This is a genomic window from Arthrobacter sp. NPDC093125, from assembly GCF_044754225.1.
Taxonomy (GTDB): Bacteria; Actinomycetota; Actinomycetes; order Actinomycetales; family Micrococcaceae; genus Arthrobacter.
The window spans coordinates 133,230-152,888 of record NZ_JBIVOQ010000003.1 but is presented as its reverse complement, the minus strand read 5'-3'; the positions used below and the strand labels follow the sequence as shown (position 1 = coordinate 152,888).

Here is a 19,659-nt window from a genome sequence, read left to right as displayed (position 1 = left end):
ATACGGGCACTTCGTTCGGCGCCCTTGTCCGCTGGGGGCAGGGGACCCGGTGCCGGAATTGGAGCATAGCGTGAGCAATGAACAGGGATTGACCCCGCTTTCCGACGACGAACTGAACGCCCAGGCGGGCAGCGCCCTGCCGGACAAGGAAGTCGCGTCCGTACTTGACCTCAACGCCGACCTCGATCTGGGGATCAGCGCGGCAGCGCCCATCGACCTCGCCGTGGCTGCCAATGCCAACGTGGCCGCACCTATCGACGCAGCAGCAGCCGCCAACATCCTGTCCCTCGGCTCAGAGTCGCAGGCCCTCGCCGACCAGGGCGTCATCATCAACCAGGGCATCACAGCCGACGCCACCGCCGAGTCCACCCAGGACAGCACCATCACCCAGGGCAGCGGAACGGCTGACGGCGCGGCTGACAGCGGCGCTCCCGCAGCCACGGGCACCGAGGCAGCAACGGCGGAAACTGCTGACGCCGCCCTGCTTCCGGATGGCACGCTCCCTGACGGGACAGTACCGGACGGAACCCTCCCCGATGGCACCCTGCCGGACGGCACCCTCCCGGACGGCACGCTGCCCGAGGTCGGCGCGCTCCCCGTGGACCCGGCCGCGGCACTGGACGGCGATCTGCTGAACGTCAACGTGGACCTCGCCGCCGACGCCGACATCGCCGCACCAATCAACGGGGCTGTCGCCGCCAACGCCAACGTGGCCGCGCCGATCGACGCCGCGGTGGCCGCCAACATCGCATCCATCGACAGCAACGCCACCGCACTGGCACAGCAGGATGCCATCATCACTCAGAACATCGACGGCTCGGCCACTGCCACGGCTGACCAGCAGTCCGACCTGGAACAGTAAATCCTCTATGAGTACCGCATCTGGCGGGCCGTCCTTTCCGGACGGCCCGCCGGTCTCGTCCGCCTCCGCAGACCTCGCGACGACGGCGGCCGCGACCGGCACCCGCCCTGCCCAGGCGCCAGCCCATGCGGACGGCATCCAGCTGATCGGCGAGGCCAAAGGCTCCGGCTACCGGGAAGCACCGTTCCTGGTCCGCCGCGCCGATGGCCAGACCATCCAGCTGACCCGCCTGCTGTACCTCGTGCTGGAGGCCGTTGACGGGGAGCGGAACGAGGCGGACATCGCGCAATACGCCAGTACCCGATACGGGAAGCTCGTCAGCGCGGACAACGTCCGGACTCTGATCGAGGGCCAGCTGCTGCCGCTGGGGCTGCTCCGGCTGGCCGACGGCTCCGAGCCTGCAGTGCGGAAGTCCGATCCCCTGCTCGGCATGCGGTTCCGTTACACCGTGACCGATCCGGAGCGGACGCGGAAGCTCACCGCGCCCTTCGCCGCGCTCTTCCATCCGCTGATCGTGGCGGCCATTTTGGTGGCTTTCCTGGCCTCGTGCTGGTGGGTCCTGATGGTCAAGGGACTGGCGTCGGCCACCCACGACGCGTTCGCCAACCCGGGCCTGCTGCTGCTCATCTTTGCCATCACGATTCTGTCCGCGGGCTTCCACGAGTTCGGCCATGCCGCTGCCGCACGCCGCGGAGGGGCCACCCCGGGCGCCATGGGAGCAGGCCTTTACCTCGTCTGGCCGGCCTTCTACACCGACGTCACGGACTCATACCGCTTGGGACGCGGCGGCCGGCTGCGCACAGATCTCGGCGGCCTGTACTTCAACGCGATTACCGCCGTCGCCATCATGGGCATCTGGTGGGCCAGCGGCTACGACGCCCTGCTGCTGGTGGTGGTCACACAGATCCTGCAGATGGTCCGCCAGCTCCTGCCCCTGCTCCGCTTCGACGGGTACCACATCCTTGCGGACGCCACTGGTGTTCCGGACCTGTTCCAGCGCATCAAACCCACGCTTCTGGGTCTGCTGCCGTGGAACTGGCGCAAGCCCGAGCCCGAAGCGCAGGTTCTCAAGCCATGGGCCAGAGCGGTCATCACGGTCTGGGTCCTGGTCACCGTTCCGCTCCTCCTGGCCAGCCTGGTCCTCATGGTGGTCGCACTCCCGCGGCTGCTCGGCACCGCGTGGGCGAGCGTCCAGGAGCAGCAGGCCCAGCTCGCCAACGGCCTCGCAGACGGCAATTTCGCCGACGCCGCCGTGCGCGTCCTGGCGATTGCAGCCGTCGTCCTTCCGCTGCTGGGCATCGGCTACATGCTGGTCCGCCTGGTACGCCAGCTGGCCGTGGGACTGTGGAAGAAGACCAGCGGCAGGCCGCTGCACCGCGGCACCGCGATGGCCGCCGTCGTCGCGGTCCTTGCCGGACTCGCCTGGGCATGGTGGCCGTCGCCGGACACCTACCGGCCCGTGCAGCCGTACGAACGGGGCACACTGTTTGATGCCACGGCCGCCATCAATCCGGTAGCCGTGGGACGTACGTCCGGCGCAACGCTGCAGGAGGGGCGCGGAGGTCAGAAAGTGGCGTTGTGGCCCGAGGGCACGGAACTGCCCACGCGCGACAAGCCGCAGCTCAGCATGGTCCTCGTGCCGCGGCAGGCTTCGGCGACCACCGACGCCGGAGCAGGCCAGACTGGCACCGAGGAAACCACCCAAGGCGGGGCCGGCGATGAAACTGCCGCAGCGCCGTCGTGGGTTTTTCCGTTCGACAAGCCTCCGGCACCCGAAGAGGACGGCAACCAGGCCCTCGCCGTGAACACCACAGACGGGTCAGTGACGTACGACGTCGCCTTTGCCCTGGTGTGGGCCGAGGACGGGCCGGTGGATACGACCAACGAAGCCTACGCGTTCGCCAGCTGTTCGGACTGCGCGGCAGTTTCGGTCGGCTTCCAGGTTGTGCTGATCATCGGCCAGGCCGACATCGTCGTGCCGGAGAATCTCTCGGCCGCCGCGAACTACAACTGCGTCCGGTGCCTCACTTACGCCCTCGCCAGCCAGCTGGTCCTGACGCTGGACGGCCCCTTGAGCGCCGACGGCATGACCCGGCTCTCGCAGCTGTGGGAAGAGATCGCAGAGTTCGGCCGCACGCTCCAGGGAGTCCCCCTGTCCGAAATCCAGGGGCGGCTCGAGGCGTACAAGCAGCAGATCATGGACATCATCCGAAGCGACCCCGGTGCTTCTCCGGCCACGGGCCCGGCGCCCACAAGCGGAAGCGGGCAGACGCAACCTCCGTCCGGTGCGGCCACTTCGGATCCCACGCCGGTTCCTGCCGGGACTGATCCTGTTGAACCGGCGCCAAGAGAGCCTGCACCAGTGGAGACGGCACCTGCAGAGACAGCCCCCGCGGGCACGGCCCCTGCACCGGCGCCAGCGGGGCCGGCCCCGGCGGATCCTGTAACGACCGAGTCACCCGCCCCTCCCCCGACGCCGGCGCCCACCCCAGCCGGACCGGCCCCGGCCCCGGAAGCTCTCGAGCCGGCACCATAGGCACTCGTGCCATCAGCCCTCGAACCAGTGCGGAATGTTGGCCGCGGAGCGCCGCTCCCACCTTGCCCGTTTGTCATAAACGGCCGCTTGCAGACGCGCCAAGCGGCCATTATCGGCGAATGGGCAACCCGGCCTGGCCTCCGCACCCTATATTTGGACGGTGCTTAGGTTGTCGGGGCTTACGTTGTCGGGGCTCTCATTGTCGATGCTCGCATTGTCGGGGCTGAGGTTGTCGATGCTCTCATCGTGGAAGAAATACCTGCTCGTTCCCAGGCTGATGCGGCTGTCCTCCAGCGCGCCGCGGGACCCGCACGCGGCCTGGGACCAGTACTGGGGAGACATCCGCAGCACGGGCGAACCCGGCGACGTGCTCTGGGACTCCGGCGACGACCACGAGATGCTCGGCTATCTGGAACACCTGAAGCGGCAGCTGGATCCGGAGCTTCCTGTGGTGGACGTCGGCTGCGGCAGCGGCTCGTTCAGCCGAAGGCTGGCGGCCCACTTTCCCCACGTCCTCGGCGTGGACGTGTCAGCCCAAGCCATAGCCTTGGCCCGCTCGGAATCGGAGGGACTGGAAGGAATCTCCTTCGCAACAGTTGACATGTCGGCGCCGGGAGCAGCCCAGGCCGTGCAGACTGCCTTGGCCGCGGCGGGCATGGCGGGTGAGGCCAACATCTTCATCCGCGGCGTCCTCCATGTCCTCAGGCCCGCGTCCCGGGCCGCCCTGGCCGAACAGCTGCTCCCTCTGGTGGGCAAAAGGGGCCGCGTCTTCCTGGCCGAAACGGACTTCCGGGGGAACGCCGTCGAGTACGTCTGCCACCTTGGGGCCACCAGGAGCTTCATACCCGGGCCCCTCGCCCACGCCATCCGGGCCCTTCCCATGCCAGGCCGCTTCGGGCCCGTCCAGCGCCTGCGTGCCTTTCCCGAATCCCGTTGGGACCTGGTGGAGGACGGGCCCGCCGTCATCGAAGCCCACCCGCTGACCTCCGCGGAACCGGAACGGATCCCGGGGTATTTCTCGGTACTCCAAGCTCGCTGACTGCTGCTCCGGCAGGCCTCTAAGGGACGCTCATGAGGGCAGTTACGGAGCACTCGACGGGGTCGGGGCCACGCTGAGCCAGGCGAGGGCGTCGGGCTCGGAGGTGAAAAACTTCGTGGGGCACGGAACCTTGTGGATGCCGAGAAAGAAGTTGGCGAGCACCCTGTCCACGGGTGAGGAACCCAGCAGTGCAATCCGGGAAGCCTGGCACGGGCGGCCGAAGACGGCTCGTGCCCCGCGGCTCACGTCGGCGGTCGTGGCCATATCCACGAGCATCGGATGACGGCTTGTCCCGGACAAGGCATTGACTTTTGCCATCGCGGCTTCCGCATCGGCTTCCGTGATGCTGGCACCCCGTGCCCAGATCAGCCGGAGTATGCCCCCGTCATCCAGGACCAGGTTAAACAGCGCATCTTGGCCGTCTGCATCGGCATTCATTCTTGAGACCTCCCCGTGTCTAATCAGACAAGTATCAAGCTACCGCTCCCTGCGGGCTTGTCCAACGCACGCGCGTCCGGGGCCTGCAGGACCGACCTGTCCGGCTGAACACCCCCAAGGGGCTGATATTGTGAGTCGGAAAACAGGGGTGGCCGCACTGGCGACGCTCAAAACAGGGGGCAATGTGGTACAGGCACCGGCGGAAACTCTTTCCGTGCCGCGGGCAGCCGTGGTTGCAATTCCTGACGCGGATCTTCTTACCGCGACAGGAGGCGCCCTCACCGCTGCCGGATTTACCGTCCACTCAGCCCCCGACGCCGACGCTCTCGCCCTTGAACTCGCACGGAACGATCCCGCCGTCGTGCTTTTGGACACCCGCCTGGCCGAGGGTTTCACCGGGGAGGGCACCCCGGTACTGCTCCTGGTAGACCTCACGGACGACTTTGACCTGTCCCGGCTTGAGCCTTGGGGCGCTGCTGACTATGTCTCGAGAAGTGCCTGCGCACAGGAACTGGTCCACCGGGTAAATACCCTGATTGCACGATCCCAGGAGCGCCGCCGGATCCGCGCCGAGGCCGAGTCCCTGCGCGAAAGCCTGCGCAGTGTCTCTGCTGCCATCCGCGGAACGAACAGCCCGCAACAGATGGCCGGCCACCTGGTGCGTGGGTTTGGTGAGGCGCTGGGAACCGACCACGTTTGGTTTACCACCTTCCAGGATCCTCGGGTCCCCCGAATCACGTCGCAGTGGTGCAGGCCGGGCCTGTCACAGCTTCCGGACTCGCTGGGTTCGTACGAGGACGCCGCCAGGGATCTGGCCAAGTGCCTCTGGTCCGAAGCCGAGGTGCTGGCCGTGGCAGACCACCAGGCGCAACCTGTCTCACCCCTCACGGAAGGGCTGCCGGACTGGCTGCAACTGACTGGCGGGTGCGCGTCCGTGGTTGTGCCCGTGGGCGACAACGAGTCCGCGCTCGGCATCATCTGGATCGCCCAGCTGGACGCTCCGCGTGAATGGACCCGCGCTGAAATCGCCCTCATTCAGCACGTTGCAGGGAACCTGGCCCACAGCCTGATCCAGGGCCACCTCATCAGCGCGCAGATCCAGGTGCTGCAGCAGCTCCGCGAACTGGATAAGGCCAAGACTGACTTCCTGGCCACCGTCAACCACGAGCTCCGCACCCCGCTGACGTCCATCACTGCCTACCTCGACATGATCCGCGACGGCGCCGGCGGCCCGGTACCGCCAGGCATCGAGTCGATGATGGAAGTCATTTCGCGGAACTCTGAAAGGCTGCGGCGTCTCATTGAGGACCTGCTGACCGTTTCCCAGCAGGACGGTTCCGGCCGCCTCCACCTCAAACAGGTGGAGCTGGGCCAGGTCCTGCGGATTGTGGTTGCCGCGCTCCGCCCGCTGGCTGAAGCGAGGAACGTCGTCATCACCGGCGCGGATGCCCACGAAGACGTGAAGATCCGGGCGGACGAAACACAGCTCGAACAGGTCTTCACCAACATCGTGGCAAATGCCATTAAATTCACGCCCGACGGCGGCCGGATCAGTATCAGGGTCATGCTTGATCCTGCTGCGGAGGCAAACCAGACAGCCGTGGTCAGGGTTGCGGACACCGGCGTCGGAATTCCCGAGCAGGAAATTTCCCAGGTATTTTCCCGTTTCTATCGGGCCTCCAACGCGTCCTCAGCGGCGGTGCCAGGCAGCGGCCTCGGTTTGGCAATAGCGCATGATATTGTGCAGCGCCACAATGGCTCGCTTGAGATGAAATCATCGCTCGGGGCCGGAACCACGGTATCTGTTTACCTGCCGGTCGCGGGGCCCCAGGATTAGCACGCAGTGATGAAGGTGCCCGCCCCTGACGCGCCGGATGCCGTGCGGTGGGACGCACCGCCAACACGCAGCAAGAGGCTGGAGCACAACAAAAACTGCCCCAAACCAAGCGGTCCGGGGCAGTTTATTGCGTTGGCTAGTTGCCGATTAGTTTGGCCACGAACCGATATAGGAGTAGTTGGTGGTCGACTTCGAAGACGAGGAAGTGGTGGTGTCCCCGCTCTTGGGTGCGGCGTTGGCAGGAGCAGCGAAGCCTGCAACCGCCAGGATGCCGGTCATTAAGAGTGTTGCGGCAAATTTCTTCATTCCGCTGATCCTTTCGTTTTAGTCACGTTCATAGGGGCTTACGGGCGTCAGTATACGACCCTTTCCTCAAGATTTTGCAAGGTTTTTATAGGGATCACCGAGTAGAATAAATCCAAAGGTTTTATGAAAGAGTTATGGCGTAACAACCGTTGTTTAACCCGAGGTCGCACAGCGTTTCGGGCTCTCCGTGGATAATTATCAGCATGCCGATGTCTCGAAACTTGTCGCCGTTCATGATTGCAGAGTTGGAGGCCCGCGAAAGCTGGAAACGGCGGGACTACAGCGCCGGTTACACACAGGCCGGGCACGCCGCAGCACTTGCCATCGAGGAGGGCGACGAATACCGGTGGTGGAAGATGGTGTTGCTGCAGGCTGAGTGCCTGCGGGACCAAGGCTCCATCCAAGAGTGCCGGGAGCTGGCGGCCAAGCTTTCTACACATGCTGTCTCCGCTTCTGCCCCTGATCTTGGCGCGAGGGCCTACATCCTGCTGGCGGTTTCTCTCCAGGGGTTGGGCCGGCTTTCCGAGGCTGTCGATGCCGCATCCACTGCCACAAACCTGGTGGCCGGCGACTTTGAGAACGTGTACCTGCACATCCAGGCGGAACAGGCCCTCATCGCTGCCCTCGCAGAGAGCGGCCGGCTGCAGGCGGCGTGGACCGAGTGCCTCGTGCTGCAGTCGCTGCTGACGGACGCCGTTGATGAGGACACCGCGGGCAAGGCTTACTGGGTGATCGGCAACGTGGCCTTCTTGACGCACCGCGTCAAGGAAGGAAGCAAGTACCACGATTTGGCGGCAGAAAAGCTCTCGCCCTCCCGCGACGTGGACCTGTGGGCGCGCTTCAACCGTGGCTCCGCGGACATGCGTCTCAGGGCCCAACTGAGTGACGGGGCCACACTGCGCTGCATTGAACGCGCCGAGCTCGCAACGGAGGTGGTGGGAGGCAGCGAGCGTGACCTGCTGGAGATGGCTTTGGTCCGCGGCCACTGGTACTACCTGACCGGGGACCTGGACTCGGCGGTCAGCATCCTGGCTCCGCTCCGCAGCAGGTTCGATGTCCTCGCCAGCCAGACGGCGGCAGAAGCCTCCTTCATTCTGGGCAAGGCGATGATGGAGCAAGGAAATGATGCCGAATCACTGCAGATTCTCGAAGAGGCGGCTACGCTGTTCGATACGGCTGCAGCAACGGAGCGAAGCACCACGGTGCGTGAATACCTCGACTCCGTCCAGCAGCAGCAGCGGTTCCTTCAGGGGGGATAAGTGTCAGAAGCAACGACGGTTTGCGGCGGGCTTTCGAGGACGCATGCCGCACCGCACCATCAGGGTGGCCAGGGTGTCGCCTGTACTGTGTTGCCGAACCTGATCGTCAGGGCCGTGCTGGCGCAAGGCACCGACCTGAACGAGGGCACGGTGGCCCAGTTGCGCGAGCAGCTCGGTGCGCTGGCCGGCGGCCGGAAGGTCGCGGTCGTACTTCAACTGACCGGTATCGCATCCGTAAGCCGCACCGCGCGAATTGCCTTTGCCTCCATTGCCCCCGTGTCTTCGTGGGCGATCATCGGCGAAACCCCCGTGGACCGTCTGCTCGGGCAAATCCTGTTGATCGCGGACCCCGGCTCCGCCCCGGCCCGGTATTTCACCTCGGAACATGAGGCGCTGAAATGGTTGGCCAGCCTGGACAGGGCTTAGTGACGGGGATGTTCAGCAACAACGATCCCCGGCTGGCGCAACTCCTGGACGGCATCGTCCGCCTCGCCTCCGGGGAACTCCATTCGCGGATCGAAATCTCGGAAGCCAGGGACGAGCTGGACGCCGTGATCATGGGCACCAATTTGCTCGCCGAGGACCTCCAGATCATCTACCAGGAACTGGAGCAGCGCGTGGAGTCACGCACCAGGATGCTTAACGCCGCGCACCAGGAACTGCAGCGGATGGCCCTCACCGATCCCCTGACCGGCCTCTACAACCGTTCGGCGCTGGTCACCGCCGTCAATGACGCCCAGACACAAGCGGCCGACGGAGGGCTGCCGCCGGCGCTGCTGCTGCTGGACCTTGACGCCTTCAAGAGCATCAACGACACCATGGGCCACTCGGTCGGCGACCAGGTGCTGACCGGCGTTGGCCAGCGGATCCGGGCCTGCGTGCGTGCTGAAGACATGGTGGCCCGGCTGGGCGGCGACGAATTTGCCATCCTGCTGCCCGGAAGCACCCTTGCCCAGGCCACCCTTGTGGCAAACCGCGTCCTTGAGTCCCTCAACGGAACCATCCAGGTGGACGGCAAGAACATCAGGACCGGAGCCAGCCTTGGCCTGCGCCTGGCAGAGCGGGGTGAAACGTCGGAGGACCTGCTCATGCAGGCCGACATCGCGATGTATGCCTCGAAGGCCGACGGACGCAACAAACTACGGGTCTTCGAACCGGCCATGCTGCACGCCCGGCAGCTCCGCAACCAGCTCGTGGGGCAACTTCGCGAGGCCATCTCCGGCAACCAGCTGGTGCTCTTCTACCAGCCGGTCATCGAGCTGGCGACGGGACGGGTGGAGGGCGTGGAAGCCCTGGTGCGCTGGCAGCATCCCACCCGCGGCCTCATCATGCCCGACGAGTTCATCCCCATCGCTGAGGAAACCGGCCTCATCTCCGCGCTGGGCAACTGGGTGCTCAAGACCGCCGTGGACCAGCTGCGCCGCTGGCGGACCGACCCCGAAACCAGCAGGCATGACTTCTCCATGCGGATCAACATTTCGGCGGCCGACCTGCAGCGTCTGGAGTTCATCGAGGACGTCCGCGATACCCTCGCCGGAAGCGGCCTCGAGCCCGCCCTGCTTGTCCTGGAGCTGACTGAGAGCGCCATCATCCAGGGCAATGAGCTCGACCGCTACACGCTGGCCAGCCTCCGCAGACTCGGCGTCGGGCTGGAGATCGATGACTTCGGCACAGGGTATTCATCCATCAGCTACCTGCGGCGGCTGCCCGTGGACCGCGTGAAAGTGGACCGGACGCTCCTGACCACCCTCGGCAGCGACCCCGCCCAGCCGGCCCTGATCGCCGCCATCCTCCAGCTCATCCGGGCTTGCGGACTCGAAGCCGTGTGGGAAGGCGTGGAAAACGCAGAACAGGCCGAGCACCTCCGCAACACCGGGTGCATCAGCGGCCAGGGCTATTACTTCAGCCGCCCCCTCCCCGAGGCCGAGTTCACGAAACGCCTGGCCGACCAGGACATCTGGCCGGCCTAAGCCCGCCGCAGCGGCAGCGGCGCCACGCCGCCGCTGGTTGAGCCGGGCGGCGGGTCCGCGCACGGCACATTCGATCAGTGGGCTCCGACGACCGCAGCAGTGGCTTCGGCGATCGCGCGTTCCTCGTCCGTGGGCACCACCAGCACGGGGATCTGCGAGGCCGCGGTGGAAATCACGCGGGGTTCCCTGGATCGCTCACTGTTCAACCCGGCGTCGAGCTCAATGCCGAGCGCACCCAGCCGCTCCCCCACGAGCGCGCGGAACTGGTGCGAGTTCTCGCCGATGCCGGCCGTGAACACCAGTGCCTTCGCGCCGCCGACGGCCACGTGGTAGCCACCGATGTACTTGGCCAGCCGGTAGGACGTGACCGCCAGCGCCGCGGCCGCGCGGGCATCACCGGCTTCGGAAGCCTCCACCACGGAGCGCATGTCATTGTTGCCGGCCAGCCCTTTGAGCCCCGATTCGCGGTTGAGCATGGAGTCGAGGTCCTCGGCGTTCCAACCCGTGCGGGCCAGGAACACGAGGATGGACGGGTCAAGGTCGCCGGAGCGGGTGCCCATGACGAGCCCCTCCAGCGGTGTGAAACCCATGGACGTGTCAACGGACCTGCCGCCCCGGATCGCGGTGACAGAGGCGCCGTTCCCCAGGTGGGCGATCACGCCGTCGAACTCCTCCAGCGGGACATGCAGAAGCGCGGCAGCCTGGTGCGTCACGTATTCGTGCGAGGTGCCGTGGAAGCCGTAGCGGCGGATCCCGTGGTTTGTGTAGAGCTCGTCCGGCACCGCGTAGCGCCAGGCGTGCTCGGGCAGGCTGCGGTGGAAGGCGGTGTCGAACACGGCCACCTGCGGCATGTCCGGCCACTTCTTCGTGATGGCGCGGATGCCGAGCACGTTGGCCGGGTTGTGCAGCGGCGCCAGCGGGTTGAGCCGCTCAATGGCGCGGGTGATCTCGTTGTCAATGAGCACGGGTTCGCCGAACCGCTCCCCGCCGTGCACCACGCGGTGTCCCACGGCGTCCAGCTGCCGGTCGCCGAGCACCTCATGGATGGCTGCGTCCACCTGCTCAAGTGCCTCGGCGTGGTCTGCCGGGCCCACCACTTCGCCGTCGCCCTGGCCGCCGTTGGACATGCCGATCCGCTCGATCAGCCCTTCGGTGAGGATACTGCCCGCGGCGACGTCACGGACCTGGTACTTGAGCGAGGACGAGCCGGAGTTGATGACGAGCACGAGCATGAGGCCTCCTAAGCCTTGGCTTCTGCGGACGGGACGGATGCTGCTGCAGGTTCTGAGGTCTGGGCCTGGATCGCCGTGATGGCCACAGTGTTGACGATGTCCTCAACGGTGCAGCCGCGGGAGAGGTCGTTGACCGGCTTCCGCAGCCCCTGCAGGACGGGCCCAACGGCGACAGCACCGGAACTCTGCTGCACCGCCTTGTACGTGTTGTTGCCGGTGTTGAGGTCCGGAAAGATGAACACGGTTGCCTGCCCGGCGACGGATGAACCCGGCATCTTGGACTCGGCGATGGAGGCGTCCACGGCGGCGTCGTACTGGATGGGGCCTTCGACGGCGAGATCCGGGCGAAGCTCCCTGACCAGCTCGGTGGCCTGCCGGACTTTCTCCACCGCCTCGCCGGAGCCGGAGCCGCCGGTGGAGTAGGACAGCATGGCCACGCGCGGTTCGACGCCGAACTGGCCGGACGTCTCAGCCGAGGCCAGGGCAATGTCGGCGAGCTGTTCGGCGTTGGGGTCCGGGTTTACGGCACAGTCGCCGTAGACCAGCACCCGGTCCGGCATGAGCATCAGGAACACCGAGGACACGATCTTCACGCCCTCCCGGGTTTTCACGAACTCCAGGGCAGGACGGATCGTGTGCGCGGTGGTGTGCGCCGCGCCGGACACCATGCCGTCCACCACTCCCAGCTGGACCATCATGGTGCCGAAGTAGCTTTCGTCCTGCATGACCTCCAGCGCCCGGGGCAGGTCCACGCCCTTGTGCGCCCGCAGCTCGGCATACCTCGCCGCGAAGTCCTGGCGCAGCTCGGAGCTGGCAGGGTCCACGATGTTGATGCCGGCCAGATCGATGCCCCGGCTGGCCGCGAGCTCCCTGACGTCCGCCTCACGGCCCAGCAGGGTCAGGTCGCAGACGTCCCGGCGCTGCAGGATCTCGGCCGCCTTCAGAATCCGCACGTCCTTGCCCTCAGGCAGCACAATGTGCCGGCGCTGGGAGCGGGCCCGCTCAATGAGGTCGTGCAGGAACCGCAGCGGGGTCATGCGCTCGGCCCGGGGCAGGTGCAGGCGTTCGAGCATCTCGGCCTCGTCCACCTGCCGCGACCACAGGCCCAGTGCCGATGCCACCTTCCGGCGGTGGCCGCTCCAGATTTCGCTGCGGACCTCGGAGACGCGCCGGGCCGTGGTGTAGGTGTCGTCCTCCGTGGCGAACACCGGGAACGGGGCGGACGCGAGCAGGGGGTAGATGTTGGCATCCGGAGCCAGGCCGCCGGTGAGGATCAGCCCGGACGGCACCGGGAACTCCGGCGAGAACGACGACGCCAGGCAGGCCACCATCACGTCCGCCCGGTCACCCGGCACGATCACCAGCGCGCCGTCGTCGAGCACGTTCAAAAAGTTGCCCACATTCATGGCGGCGACCTTCACGTCCCGGACGTCGCGTTCCATGTCCGCGCGGCCGGCGATCTGCCGCAGGCCAAGGGCCGTGCCCACTTCGCCGGTGGTGGGCCGGGCAATCTCCTCCAGCTCCGGGAAAATGTAGACCGGCCTCCCTGACGCCCCCGGCTTCACGGCGTCGGCAATGGCCTCCACATCGGCGGGATCCGCGCGGTTCACCATCATGGCCAAAAGCGAACACTTTTCAGCGGCCAGCTCCTTGCGGGCGACGTCGACGGCGGCCGCGGCTTCCGCGGCCGTGCGCCCCTTCGCGCCCACCACCGCCACCACCGGGGCGGCGAGGTTGTTGGCGAGCCGGGCATTCAGATCGAATTCGACGGCGGCATCATGGCCGGTGAGATCCGTGCCCTCCACGATGATCACGTCACAGTACCGGGACATCTCCGCGAAGATCTCCACGCAGCGGCCGTCGATCTCCTCGCGTCGGCCCTCCGCCAGCAGGCTCCGCACCTCGGTGAAGGTCAGGCCGCCCCGGCAGCGGTCGCCGTCGAGGTCGAAACGGGACTGCATCAGCGCCACCATGGGGTCCGCGCCGGCGTCTTCGCCATGGACCACGGGTTTGAAGAAACCAAGCCGGTCCGCGTGCCGGTGCAGCGTGTCCGCCAGGCCCAGCGCTATCAGCGACTTGCCCGAACCCGGGGTGGTCGCACTGACATAAATCCCTTTGGCCATAATCAAGTCCTCTGGTTGGAAGGTCCTGCGTCCTGCGCCGGACGTGTTCCGTGAAACGTACCCACGGACATCCCGCCTAAGCAGCGGAACCCCGCCGCCCCTCCATACTTTCACTTGTTCGCAGTCTTTCGGGGGCACACAATGGTGTTGATCCCCACGTCAGCGGCTCAGCGCTCATTCGGGCACGTGGCGGCGTTCGCCACGCCCGTCCCTAACCGGTGAATCCGAACGACGGTACTGCTGATGAATGATCACAACGGCCCTGCCGCTCCGCTCTCCCTCATCAAAGACCATCCCGTAGCGGCCTTCCTGCTGATTGCCATAACGCTCTCCTGGACAGGGCAGATCCTGTCCCTCCTGCTGCTGGGAAACATCCTGCCGGGAATCCTCGCCGAACTGCTCATCCTGCTGGGCACGGCCGTCCTGGTCACCGGCGCAGCCTACGGCAGGCCCGCCCTGCGGGAGCTCTTCCGCCGGGCCTTCCGCTGGCGGGTCGGCCTTGGCTGGTGGGCGGCAGCGCTGCTCGCCCTTCCCGTGCTGACAGTGCTCATCGCACTGGCCACCGGAACGTTCCACCAGCCCTCGGCCGGCTGGTGGCCGCTGCTCGGCAACTATCTGCTGAACACCCTGATCATCGGCGCCCTGCTCGGCAACATCTGGGAGGAACTCGCCTGGACCGGCGTGGTGCAGCACAGGCTCATGGACCGGCAGGGACCGGCCATCGCGGCGCTGCTGACGGCCATCCCCTTCGCGCTCATCCACCTGCCCTTCGCCTTCGCCGACAAAGGCTTCGCCGGAACACCCTGGACAGACGTGGCACTCTCCTGGGCGGTGCTGTTCCTGTTCGCCCCGTTCTTCCGCGCCCTCATGGGGTTGGCCTACCTCAGCACGGGCTACAGCCTGCTCATAGTGGGCCTGCTGCACGCCTCCTTCAACGCCTCCGCGTCGACAAAGCTGGACGTGTTCGACGGCGACTGGCAGCAGATTGCCGCCGTGGTGGCACTGCTCGGGGTCATTGCCGCAGTCCACGCCGGTGCGTCCCGTCTCTCCCGCGCCTGGCGTGCATCCCGGGCCTCAGGCGGCCAACCACCCGAGCCCGAACGGACACTTAAGCACCAGCCCCAGCCCGAACGGATACTTAAGCACCGGCCCGCGGGCATGCGGACGAACCCGAGGGAGGAGTGACATGGTCCACCATCAGCCCGCAGAGGGATCCGGGCCTGTGGGGCGTGCCGCGCAGGGAAGGGCCGGGCGCTTCACTGCACACGGACTGCAGCGCGGGCGGGCAGGCGCGCGTGCCGCGATGCAGCGAAACCATCGCCGCGGCACCTGGACCGTCCGCCGCCGGCTCACGCTGTTTTTCATACTGGCCTTCCTCATCTCCTGGCTGATCTGGCCGCTGACCCTGCTCAACCCGCAGAGCTCCCCCATGGCCCCCTTCGGACCGGCCGTGGCCGCCGTGGCGGTGACCCTTCTCTCGGAGGGGCAGGACGGCCTGCTCCGGCTCGTGCGCCAGCTCGGCCGCTGGCGGATTCCCGGCCGCTGGTACCTGGCGGCCATCGGACTGCCCTGCCTGATGGTCGCACTCTCCGCGGCGCTGACGGTGGCGGGCGGTGCTCCGGCCCGGGATCTGGCGCCAAATCCGGGCTGGCTCATGCTTATCGGAACATTCGCATCGACCTTGGTGATCGTGGGTCTGTTCGAAGAGCTCGGCTGGCGCGGCTATGCGCTGCCCCTGCTGCAGCGGAACCACACAGCGCTCGGCGCGGCCCTCCTCCTCGGCGTCGTGTGGGCCCTCTGGCACCTTCCCGAACTGGCATCGGACCCCACAGGGCAGCGTCCGCCGGTCCCCTTCCTGCTCATGGTGATCGCGCAATCCGTGCTGCTGGCGTGGATCTACAACGGCACCGCCGCTTCCAGGGTAGGCCGGCGCGCCAGCGAGCAGAACGCCATCGGAAGCGTCCCCCTCTGCATGGTCTTCCACGCCATGTTCAATACCGCAGGAGCAGTCGTCTTTCCCGCTTTCGCAGGCCCTGACTACCTCACCTTGTGGTGGACGCTGGCGCTGCTGCATGTACTGGCGGCGCTGGTCGTGATCGCGTTCGCGGGACCCTGGCGGCTTGCCCGCACTCTTGACACGAGGCCCCTCCATGGGATTACCTAATGAACATTCGGTAAATAAAGCTGGAGGCAATGACGCATGGCTGGAACAACGGTTTCGGGGCAGACCCACCCGATCCTCGAGAACGACTACGCCTCCGAGTGGATGGGCATCGAGGTCCTGGCCCTCGGCGACGGTGAGGCATCCATCCGAATGACCCTCAGGCAGGAAATGCTCAACGGCTTCGGCATGGCCCACGGCGGAATGATCTTCGCCTTCGGCGACACCGCGTTCGCCCTCGCATGCAACCCTGCCGCCCCGGCGGCCGGACCGCTTCTGAACAACGGCGAAACCCCCGGCGCCGCCGCCGGGACTGTCGGCGCTGACGGGACAGCGAACGCTGCCGCAACGACAGACACAGCCGCCGCCTCAGACGCCGGCTCCGCCGGTGCCGGATCGGACAGCATCACTGTTGCCTCCGGCGTCGACATCAATTTCCTCAAGCCGGCCTTCCAGGGCCAGGTGATCACCGCCGTCGCGCACCGTCGCTCCAGCGCCGGCCGCAGCGGCCTGTACGACGTCCAGATCTTCGCCGCCGACCCCGGCTCCGAGATCAGCCCCGGCGAGCCGGGGGAACTCATTGCCGAGTTCCGCGGGCGCAGCCGCACCATCCCCAAGAAGTAGGAACCCCATCATGACCCTCCACGCCACAGACCCCCACGCCGCATCCTCAGCGGCGGCAACTCCTGCAACCGAGGCAGTCCTTGACCCGGAGGAGACCATGTCCCGGGACGAGCTCGAGGCGCTGCAGCTCAGCCGCCTGCAGCACACGGTGGCCTACGCCTACGACCGGGTGCCCCTGTACAAACGCAAGTTCGACGAAGCCGGCATCCACCCCGCGGACCTCCGCGAACTGTCCGACCTCGGCAACTTCCCGTTCACCACCAAGGAAGACCTGCGCCAGGAATACCCCTTCGGCATGTTCGCCGTGCCGCAGAGCGAAGTAGCCCGGGTGCACGCCAGCTCGGGCACCACGGGCCGGCCCACCGTCGTCGGCTACACCAAGCAGGACCTGGCCGACTGGGCCAAGCTCGTGGCCCGCTGCCTCCGCGCATCCGGCGTCCGCCCCGGAATGAAGGTGCACAATGCCTACGGCTACGGCCTCTTCACCGGGGGCCTCGGCGCCCACGCCGGCGCCGAGGCACTCGGCTGCACCGTCATCCCCATATCCGGCGGCCAGACCGAGCGCCAGATCCAGCTCATCCAGGACTTCGAACCCGACGTCATCCTGGCCACGCCGACGTACCTGCTTACGATCGCCGATGCCATGGCACACATGGGCATTGACCCCACCTCCACGTCCCTCAAGTACGCGGTGCTCGGCGCCGAGCCGTGGACGCAGGAGATGCGCCACGAACTCGAAGTCACCCTGAACATCAAAGCCTGCGACATCTACGGCCTGTCCGAGGTCATGGGACCCGGCGTCGCCGGCGAGGCAGTGGAGACGCAGGACGGCAGCCACATCTGGGAGGACCACTTCCGGCCCGAAATCATCGACCCCTTCAACCCTGCACCGGGCAAAGGAAACGTGCTGCGCGACGGCGAACACGGCGAGCTCGTCTTTACGTCGCTCACCAAAGAAGCCCTGCCGATCATCCGCTACCGCACCAAGGACCTCACGCGCCTGCTCCCCGGCACCGCCCGTCCGGCACACCGCCGCATGGGCCGCATCACCGGCCGCAGCGACGACATGATCATCCTGCGCGGCGTGAACCTCTTCCCGTCCCAAATCGAGGAAATCGCGCTGCGCATCCCCGAGCTCAGCCCCCACTTCCAGCTCGAGCTCACCCGGCCCGAGGGCCAGCGCATGGACCAGCTGACGGTCAGGATTGAGCGCCGCGACAACGTCACCGACGAGCAATGCACGACGGCGGCCCGCGCCCTGAAGGAACAGATCAAGATCCACGTGGGTTCTTCGTGCACCGTGGACGTCGTGGAGCCCGGCTCGCTTGAGCGCTCGAACGGCAAGCTGCGCCGGATCTACGACCTGCGGCCGAAGGGCTAGACGGCTTCGCTGTGGCCGGCTGAGGGGCCGGCCACATCGACCCCTTGCCCATGTCGACCGAACGTTCATGAGAAAATAGGCGGTATGCCCAGCACAGCAGCCAGTACATCAGCACCCACAAAGCGCGGCCGTCCCGGATACGACCAGCAATCCGTGCTGCTCATCGCCGTCGACGTCTTCAACCGCCACGGCTACGACGCCACATCCATGGGCATCCTCGCCGAGAACCTGGGCATCTCGAAATCGGCGATCTACCACCATGTGCCGTCCAAGGGCGACCTTCTCAAGCTGGCGCTGGACCATGCCCTTGGCGGCCTCGAGGCCATTCTGGAGCAGCCAGGTGCGACCTCCGGGGCCGCCGACGCCCGGCTTGAATTCGTGCTGCGCGAGACCATCGCGGTGCTGGTGGAGCGGCTGCCGTTCGTCACGCTGCTGCTGCGGCTGCGCGGCAACACGGACATAGAGCGCAACGCCATGGAACGCCGCCGGTCCTTCGACCACAAGGTGGCGGAGCTTATTTCCGCGGCCCGCGACGAGGGATCGCTGCGGCAGGACATCGACCCCCGCACCGTAACCCGCCTCCTCTTCGGCACCATCAACTCGATCGTTGAGTGGTACAAACCCGGCGGATCGCTGTCGCCCAAGAAGCTGGCCGACGACCTCATCACCATGGCGTTCGACGGCCTCCACGCGAAACCCTAGGCCCAGCCCCAGCCGGCGGCCGGGGCTGACAGTAGGAATTCAGGGACGCTTAGTAACTCAGCAGCGCCAGCTCACGTCCGGGGCTGGGCAGGGTTCGTGGGAACACCCTGCGACGGCGGGTTGACCGGAGGCCCCGCAGTCTCGGGACTGACAGGGGACCCGCCGTGACCCTGGCTTACCTCGGGCATGTCATGGGGAAGGGATCCGCTGGGCTCAGCCCCGCCGCGCAGTGCCTCCAGCCTGGACTGCAGGACCTGCACCACTGGCAGCCTGTTCCCGTGCGCCTGCTCGTACGCCAGCAGCGCCTCCACGCCACCGGTATCCAAGGAGTGGATTCGGGAAGGCAGGGTGCCAAGCGGGATGTGGTCGTAGTCGGGAAGCGGCAGATCGTTCCGTTCAGGTGAGTCGCTCATCTTTCCTCCTGGTTTTGGGTTTGACCAACCTAACAGCGGCGCTTTTGATTCGGAACCCTCCCGCACCTCCCGCCGCCAAAACCCCCACCCTCCCGCACATCCCGCAGGGAAAAATCGAACCCTCCCTCAGGGGCTGAGGAAGGGTTCTGAAGAAGTGCTGAGTGGCGCGGTCAGAGCTGGTATTCAGCCTGCTGCCCCATGCTTTCATGAACGCAGAGAATGTTATTTTCCGTATCCATGAACCATGCGCATTTCTCGGCGTCGGTCGTACAGATGTGATTCTCAGTCTTGAGATCCGGCAGGTCATAGTCCTGGAAATGGACGCCCTTGGCTTCCATATCCCGAACCGTCCGTTCGATATCCGTGACTTCGAAACTGATTGTGGTGTGTTCCGAGTGCTTTCCGTCCCTCACAGGCATCAGTTGCAGCATCGGGCCGCCTTCACTGCCAAACAGTTCGCTTCCGTCGTCTGCCACGCCGCGATGAGGAAGGCCAAGTGTTTCCGCGTAAAAACGACGGGCGCGCTCTTTGTCATCCACGGGCAGGACAGTTGTGGCTTTGTTGAGTACTAGGGTCATTTTGCCACCTCCTACGGGGGACATTTTAAGCCCGCTGCGTCGATAAAGATCTCGGGAAATTTCTCTCGGACGTGTGTCCAGACCGTTCCTCACCACGCATACCGAGGTGAGGGAGCGTTCCCGGGGTAGCCGCAGGATCTGATGGAGGGTTGGGGAAAAACCTGCCATAGGTGAGGGAGCATCCTTGGAATTGCTGCA

At 66.2% G+C, this 19,659-nt stretch carries 18 protein-coding genes; 12 read left to right on the top strand and 6 right to left on the bottom strand.

Annotated features, from left to right (window positions below):
* Positions 1–70 precede the first annotated feature (70 nt).
* The 3 genes from ACIP9X_RS07965 to ACIP9X_RS07955 all read left to right on the top strand — a co-directional run bounded on the left by ACIP9X_RS07965 (position 71) and on the right by ACIP9X_RS07955 (position 4,437).
* The gene (locus ACIP9X_RS07965) at positions 71–862 is read left to right on the top strand and encodes a peptidoglycan-binding protein (RefSeq protein WP_400479180.1); all 792 of its coding nucleotides are present in this window, start codon (positions 71–73) and stop codon (positions 860–862) included.
* A gap of 7 nt (positions 863–869) precedes the next feature.
* Complete coding sequence (locus tag ACIP9X_RS07960) at positions 870–3,398, top strand: hypothetical protein (protein ID WP_400479179.1); 2,529 nt, start codon at positions 870–872, stop codon at positions 3,396–3,398.
* Between the two features lie 235 nt (positions 3,399–3,633).
* Positions 3,634–4,437: a class I SAM-dependent methyltransferase gene (locus ACIP9X_RS07955; protein ID WP_400479178.1), complete on the top strand. Its 804-nt coding sequence runs from the start codon at positions 3,634–3,636 to the stop codon at positions 4,435–4,437.
* Positions 4,438–4,479: 42 nt separating this feature from the next.
* Here ACIP9X_RS07955 and ACIP9X_RS07950 read toward each other — a convergent pair whose 3' ends face one another.
* Positions 4,480–4,875, bottom strand: a complete 396-nt coding sequence (locus tag ACIP9X_RS07950; protein WP_400479177.1) for an STAS/SEC14 domain-containing protein — start codon at positions 4,873–4,875, stop codon at positions 4,480–4,482.
* 130 nt (positions 4,876–5,005) lie between these two features.
* Here ACIP9X_RS07950 and ACIP9X_RS07945 point away from each other — a divergent pair, with 130 nt between their 5' ends.
* Complete coding sequence (locus ACIP9X_RS07945; protein WP_400479176.1) at positions 5,006–6,712, top strand: ATP-binding protein; 1,707 nt, start codon at positions 5,006–5,008, stop codon at positions 6,710–6,712.
* A 147-nt stretch (positions 6,713–6,859) separates the two neighbouring features.
* Here ACIP9X_RS07945 and ACIP9X_RS07940 read toward each other — a convergent pair whose 3' ends face one another.
* Positions 6,860–7,018 carry a hypothetical protein gene (locus ACIP9X_RS07940; protein ID WP_400479175.1) on the bottom strand — a complete coding sequence of 53 codons (159 nt, stop codon included), beginning with the start codon at positions 7,016–7,018 and terminating at the stop codon, positions 6,860–6,862.
* 233 nt (positions 7,019–7,251) lie between these two features.
* On the opposite strand from ACIP9X_RS07940, the gene ACIP9X_RS07935 reads away from it, so the two are divergent.
* Genes ACIP9X_RS07935 through ACIP9X_RS07925 form a run of 3 tightly spaced genes read left to right on the top strand, consistent with a single transcriptional unit; the run spans position 7,252 to position 10,247 of the window.
* Entirely contained in the window at positions 7,252–8,277 is a 1,026-nt protein-coding gene (locus ACIP9X_RS07935; RefSeq protein ID WP_400479174.1) for a hypothetical protein, read from the top strand.
* Positions 8,278–8,703 carry a hypothetical protein gene (locus ACIP9X_RS07930; protein ID WP_400479173.1) on the top strand — a complete coding sequence of 142 codons (426 nt, stop codon included), beginning with the start codon at positions 8,278–8,280 and terminating at the stop codon, positions 8,701–8,703.
* An 8-nt stretch (positions 8,704–8,711) separates the two neighbouring features.
* Complete coding sequence (locus tag ACIP9X_RS07925) at positions 8,712–10,247, top strand: putative bifunctional diguanylate cyclase/phosphodiesterase (protein WP_400479492.1); 1,536 nt, start codon at positions 8,712–8,714, stop codon at positions 10,245–10,247.
* A gap of 74 nt (positions 10,248–10,321) precedes the next feature.
* On the opposite strand, the gene ACIP9X_RS07920 is transcribed toward ACIP9X_RS07925, so the two are convergent.
* Together ACIP9X_RS07920 and pta are read right to left on the bottom strand one after the other, a co-directional pair.
* Positions 10,322–11,479 (bottom strand): acetate kinase, encoded by a 1,158-nt coding sequence (locus ACIP9X_RS07920; RefSeq protein WP_400479172.1) that lies wholly within the window; start codon positions 11,477–11,479, stop codon positions 10,322–10,324.
* An 8-nt stretch (positions 11,480–11,487) separates the two neighbouring features.
* Positions 11,488–13,602 (bottom strand): phosphate acetyltransferase, encoded by a 2,115-nt coding sequence (gene pta / locus ACIP9X_RS07915; protein WP_400479171.1) that lies wholly within the window; start codon positions 13,600–13,602, stop codon positions 11,488–11,490.
* Positions 13,603–13,845: 243 nt separating this feature from the next.
* On the opposite strand from pta, the gene ACIP9X_RS07910 reads away from it, so the two are divergent.
* From ACIP9X_RS07910 to ACIP9X_RS07890, 5 genes are all read left to right on the top strand, one after another.
* The gene (locus ACIP9X_RS07910) at positions 13,846–14,787 is read left to right on the top strand and encodes a lysostaphin resistance A-like protein (RefSeq protein ID WP_400479170.1); all 942 of its coding nucleotides are present in this window, start codon (positions 13,846–13,848) and stop codon (positions 14,785–14,787) included.
* A gap of 1 nt (position 14,788) precedes the next feature.
* Positions 14,789–15,766 (top strand): type II CAAX prenyl endopeptidase Rce1 family protein, encoded by a 978-nt coding sequence (locus ACIP9X_RS07905; RefSeq protein WP_400479169.1) that lies wholly within the window; start codon positions 14,789–14,791, stop codon positions 15,764–15,766.
* A 36-nt stretch (positions 15,767–15,802) separates the two neighbouring features.
* Positions 15,803–16,387: a hotdog fold thioesterase gene (locus ACIP9X_RS07900; RefSeq protein WP_400479168.1), complete on the top strand. Its 585-nt coding sequence runs from the start codon at positions 15,803–15,805 to the stop codon at positions 16,385–16,387.
* 10 nt (positions 16,388–16,397) lie between these two features.
* The gene (paaK, locus tag ACIP9X_RS07895) at positions 16,398–17,768 is read left to right on the top strand and encodes a phenylacetate--CoA ligase PaaK (RefSeq protein WP_400479167.1); all 1,371 of its coding nucleotides are present in this window, start codon (positions 16,398–16,400) and stop codon (positions 17,766–17,768) included.
* Between the two features lie 84 nt (positions 17,769–17,852).
* The gene (locus ACIP9X_RS07890) at positions 17,853–18,470 is read left to right on the top strand and encodes a TetR/AcrR family transcriptional regulator (protein ID WP_400479166.1); all 618 of its coding nucleotides are present in this window, start codon (positions 17,853–17,855) and stop codon (positions 18,468–18,470) included.
* Positions 18,471–18,541: 71 nt separating this feature from the next.
* Here the strand turns inward: ACIP9X_RS07890 and ACIP9X_RS07885 are convergent, their stop codons facing one another.
* Both ACIP9X_RS07885 and ACIP9X_RS07880 read right to left on the bottom strand, forming a co-directional pair.
* Entirely contained in the window at positions 18,542–18,883 is a 342-nt protein-coding gene (locus tag ACIP9X_RS07885) for a hypothetical protein (protein ID WP_400479165.1), read from the bottom strand.
* Between the two features lie 170 nt (positions 18,884–19,053).
* Positions 19,054–19,461 (bottom strand): VOC family protein, encoded by a 408-nt coding sequence (locus ACIP9X_RS07880; protein WP_400479164.1) that lies wholly within the window; start codon positions 19,459–19,461, stop codon positions 19,054–19,056.
* Between the last annotated feature and the right edge of the window lie 198 nt (positions 19,462–19,659).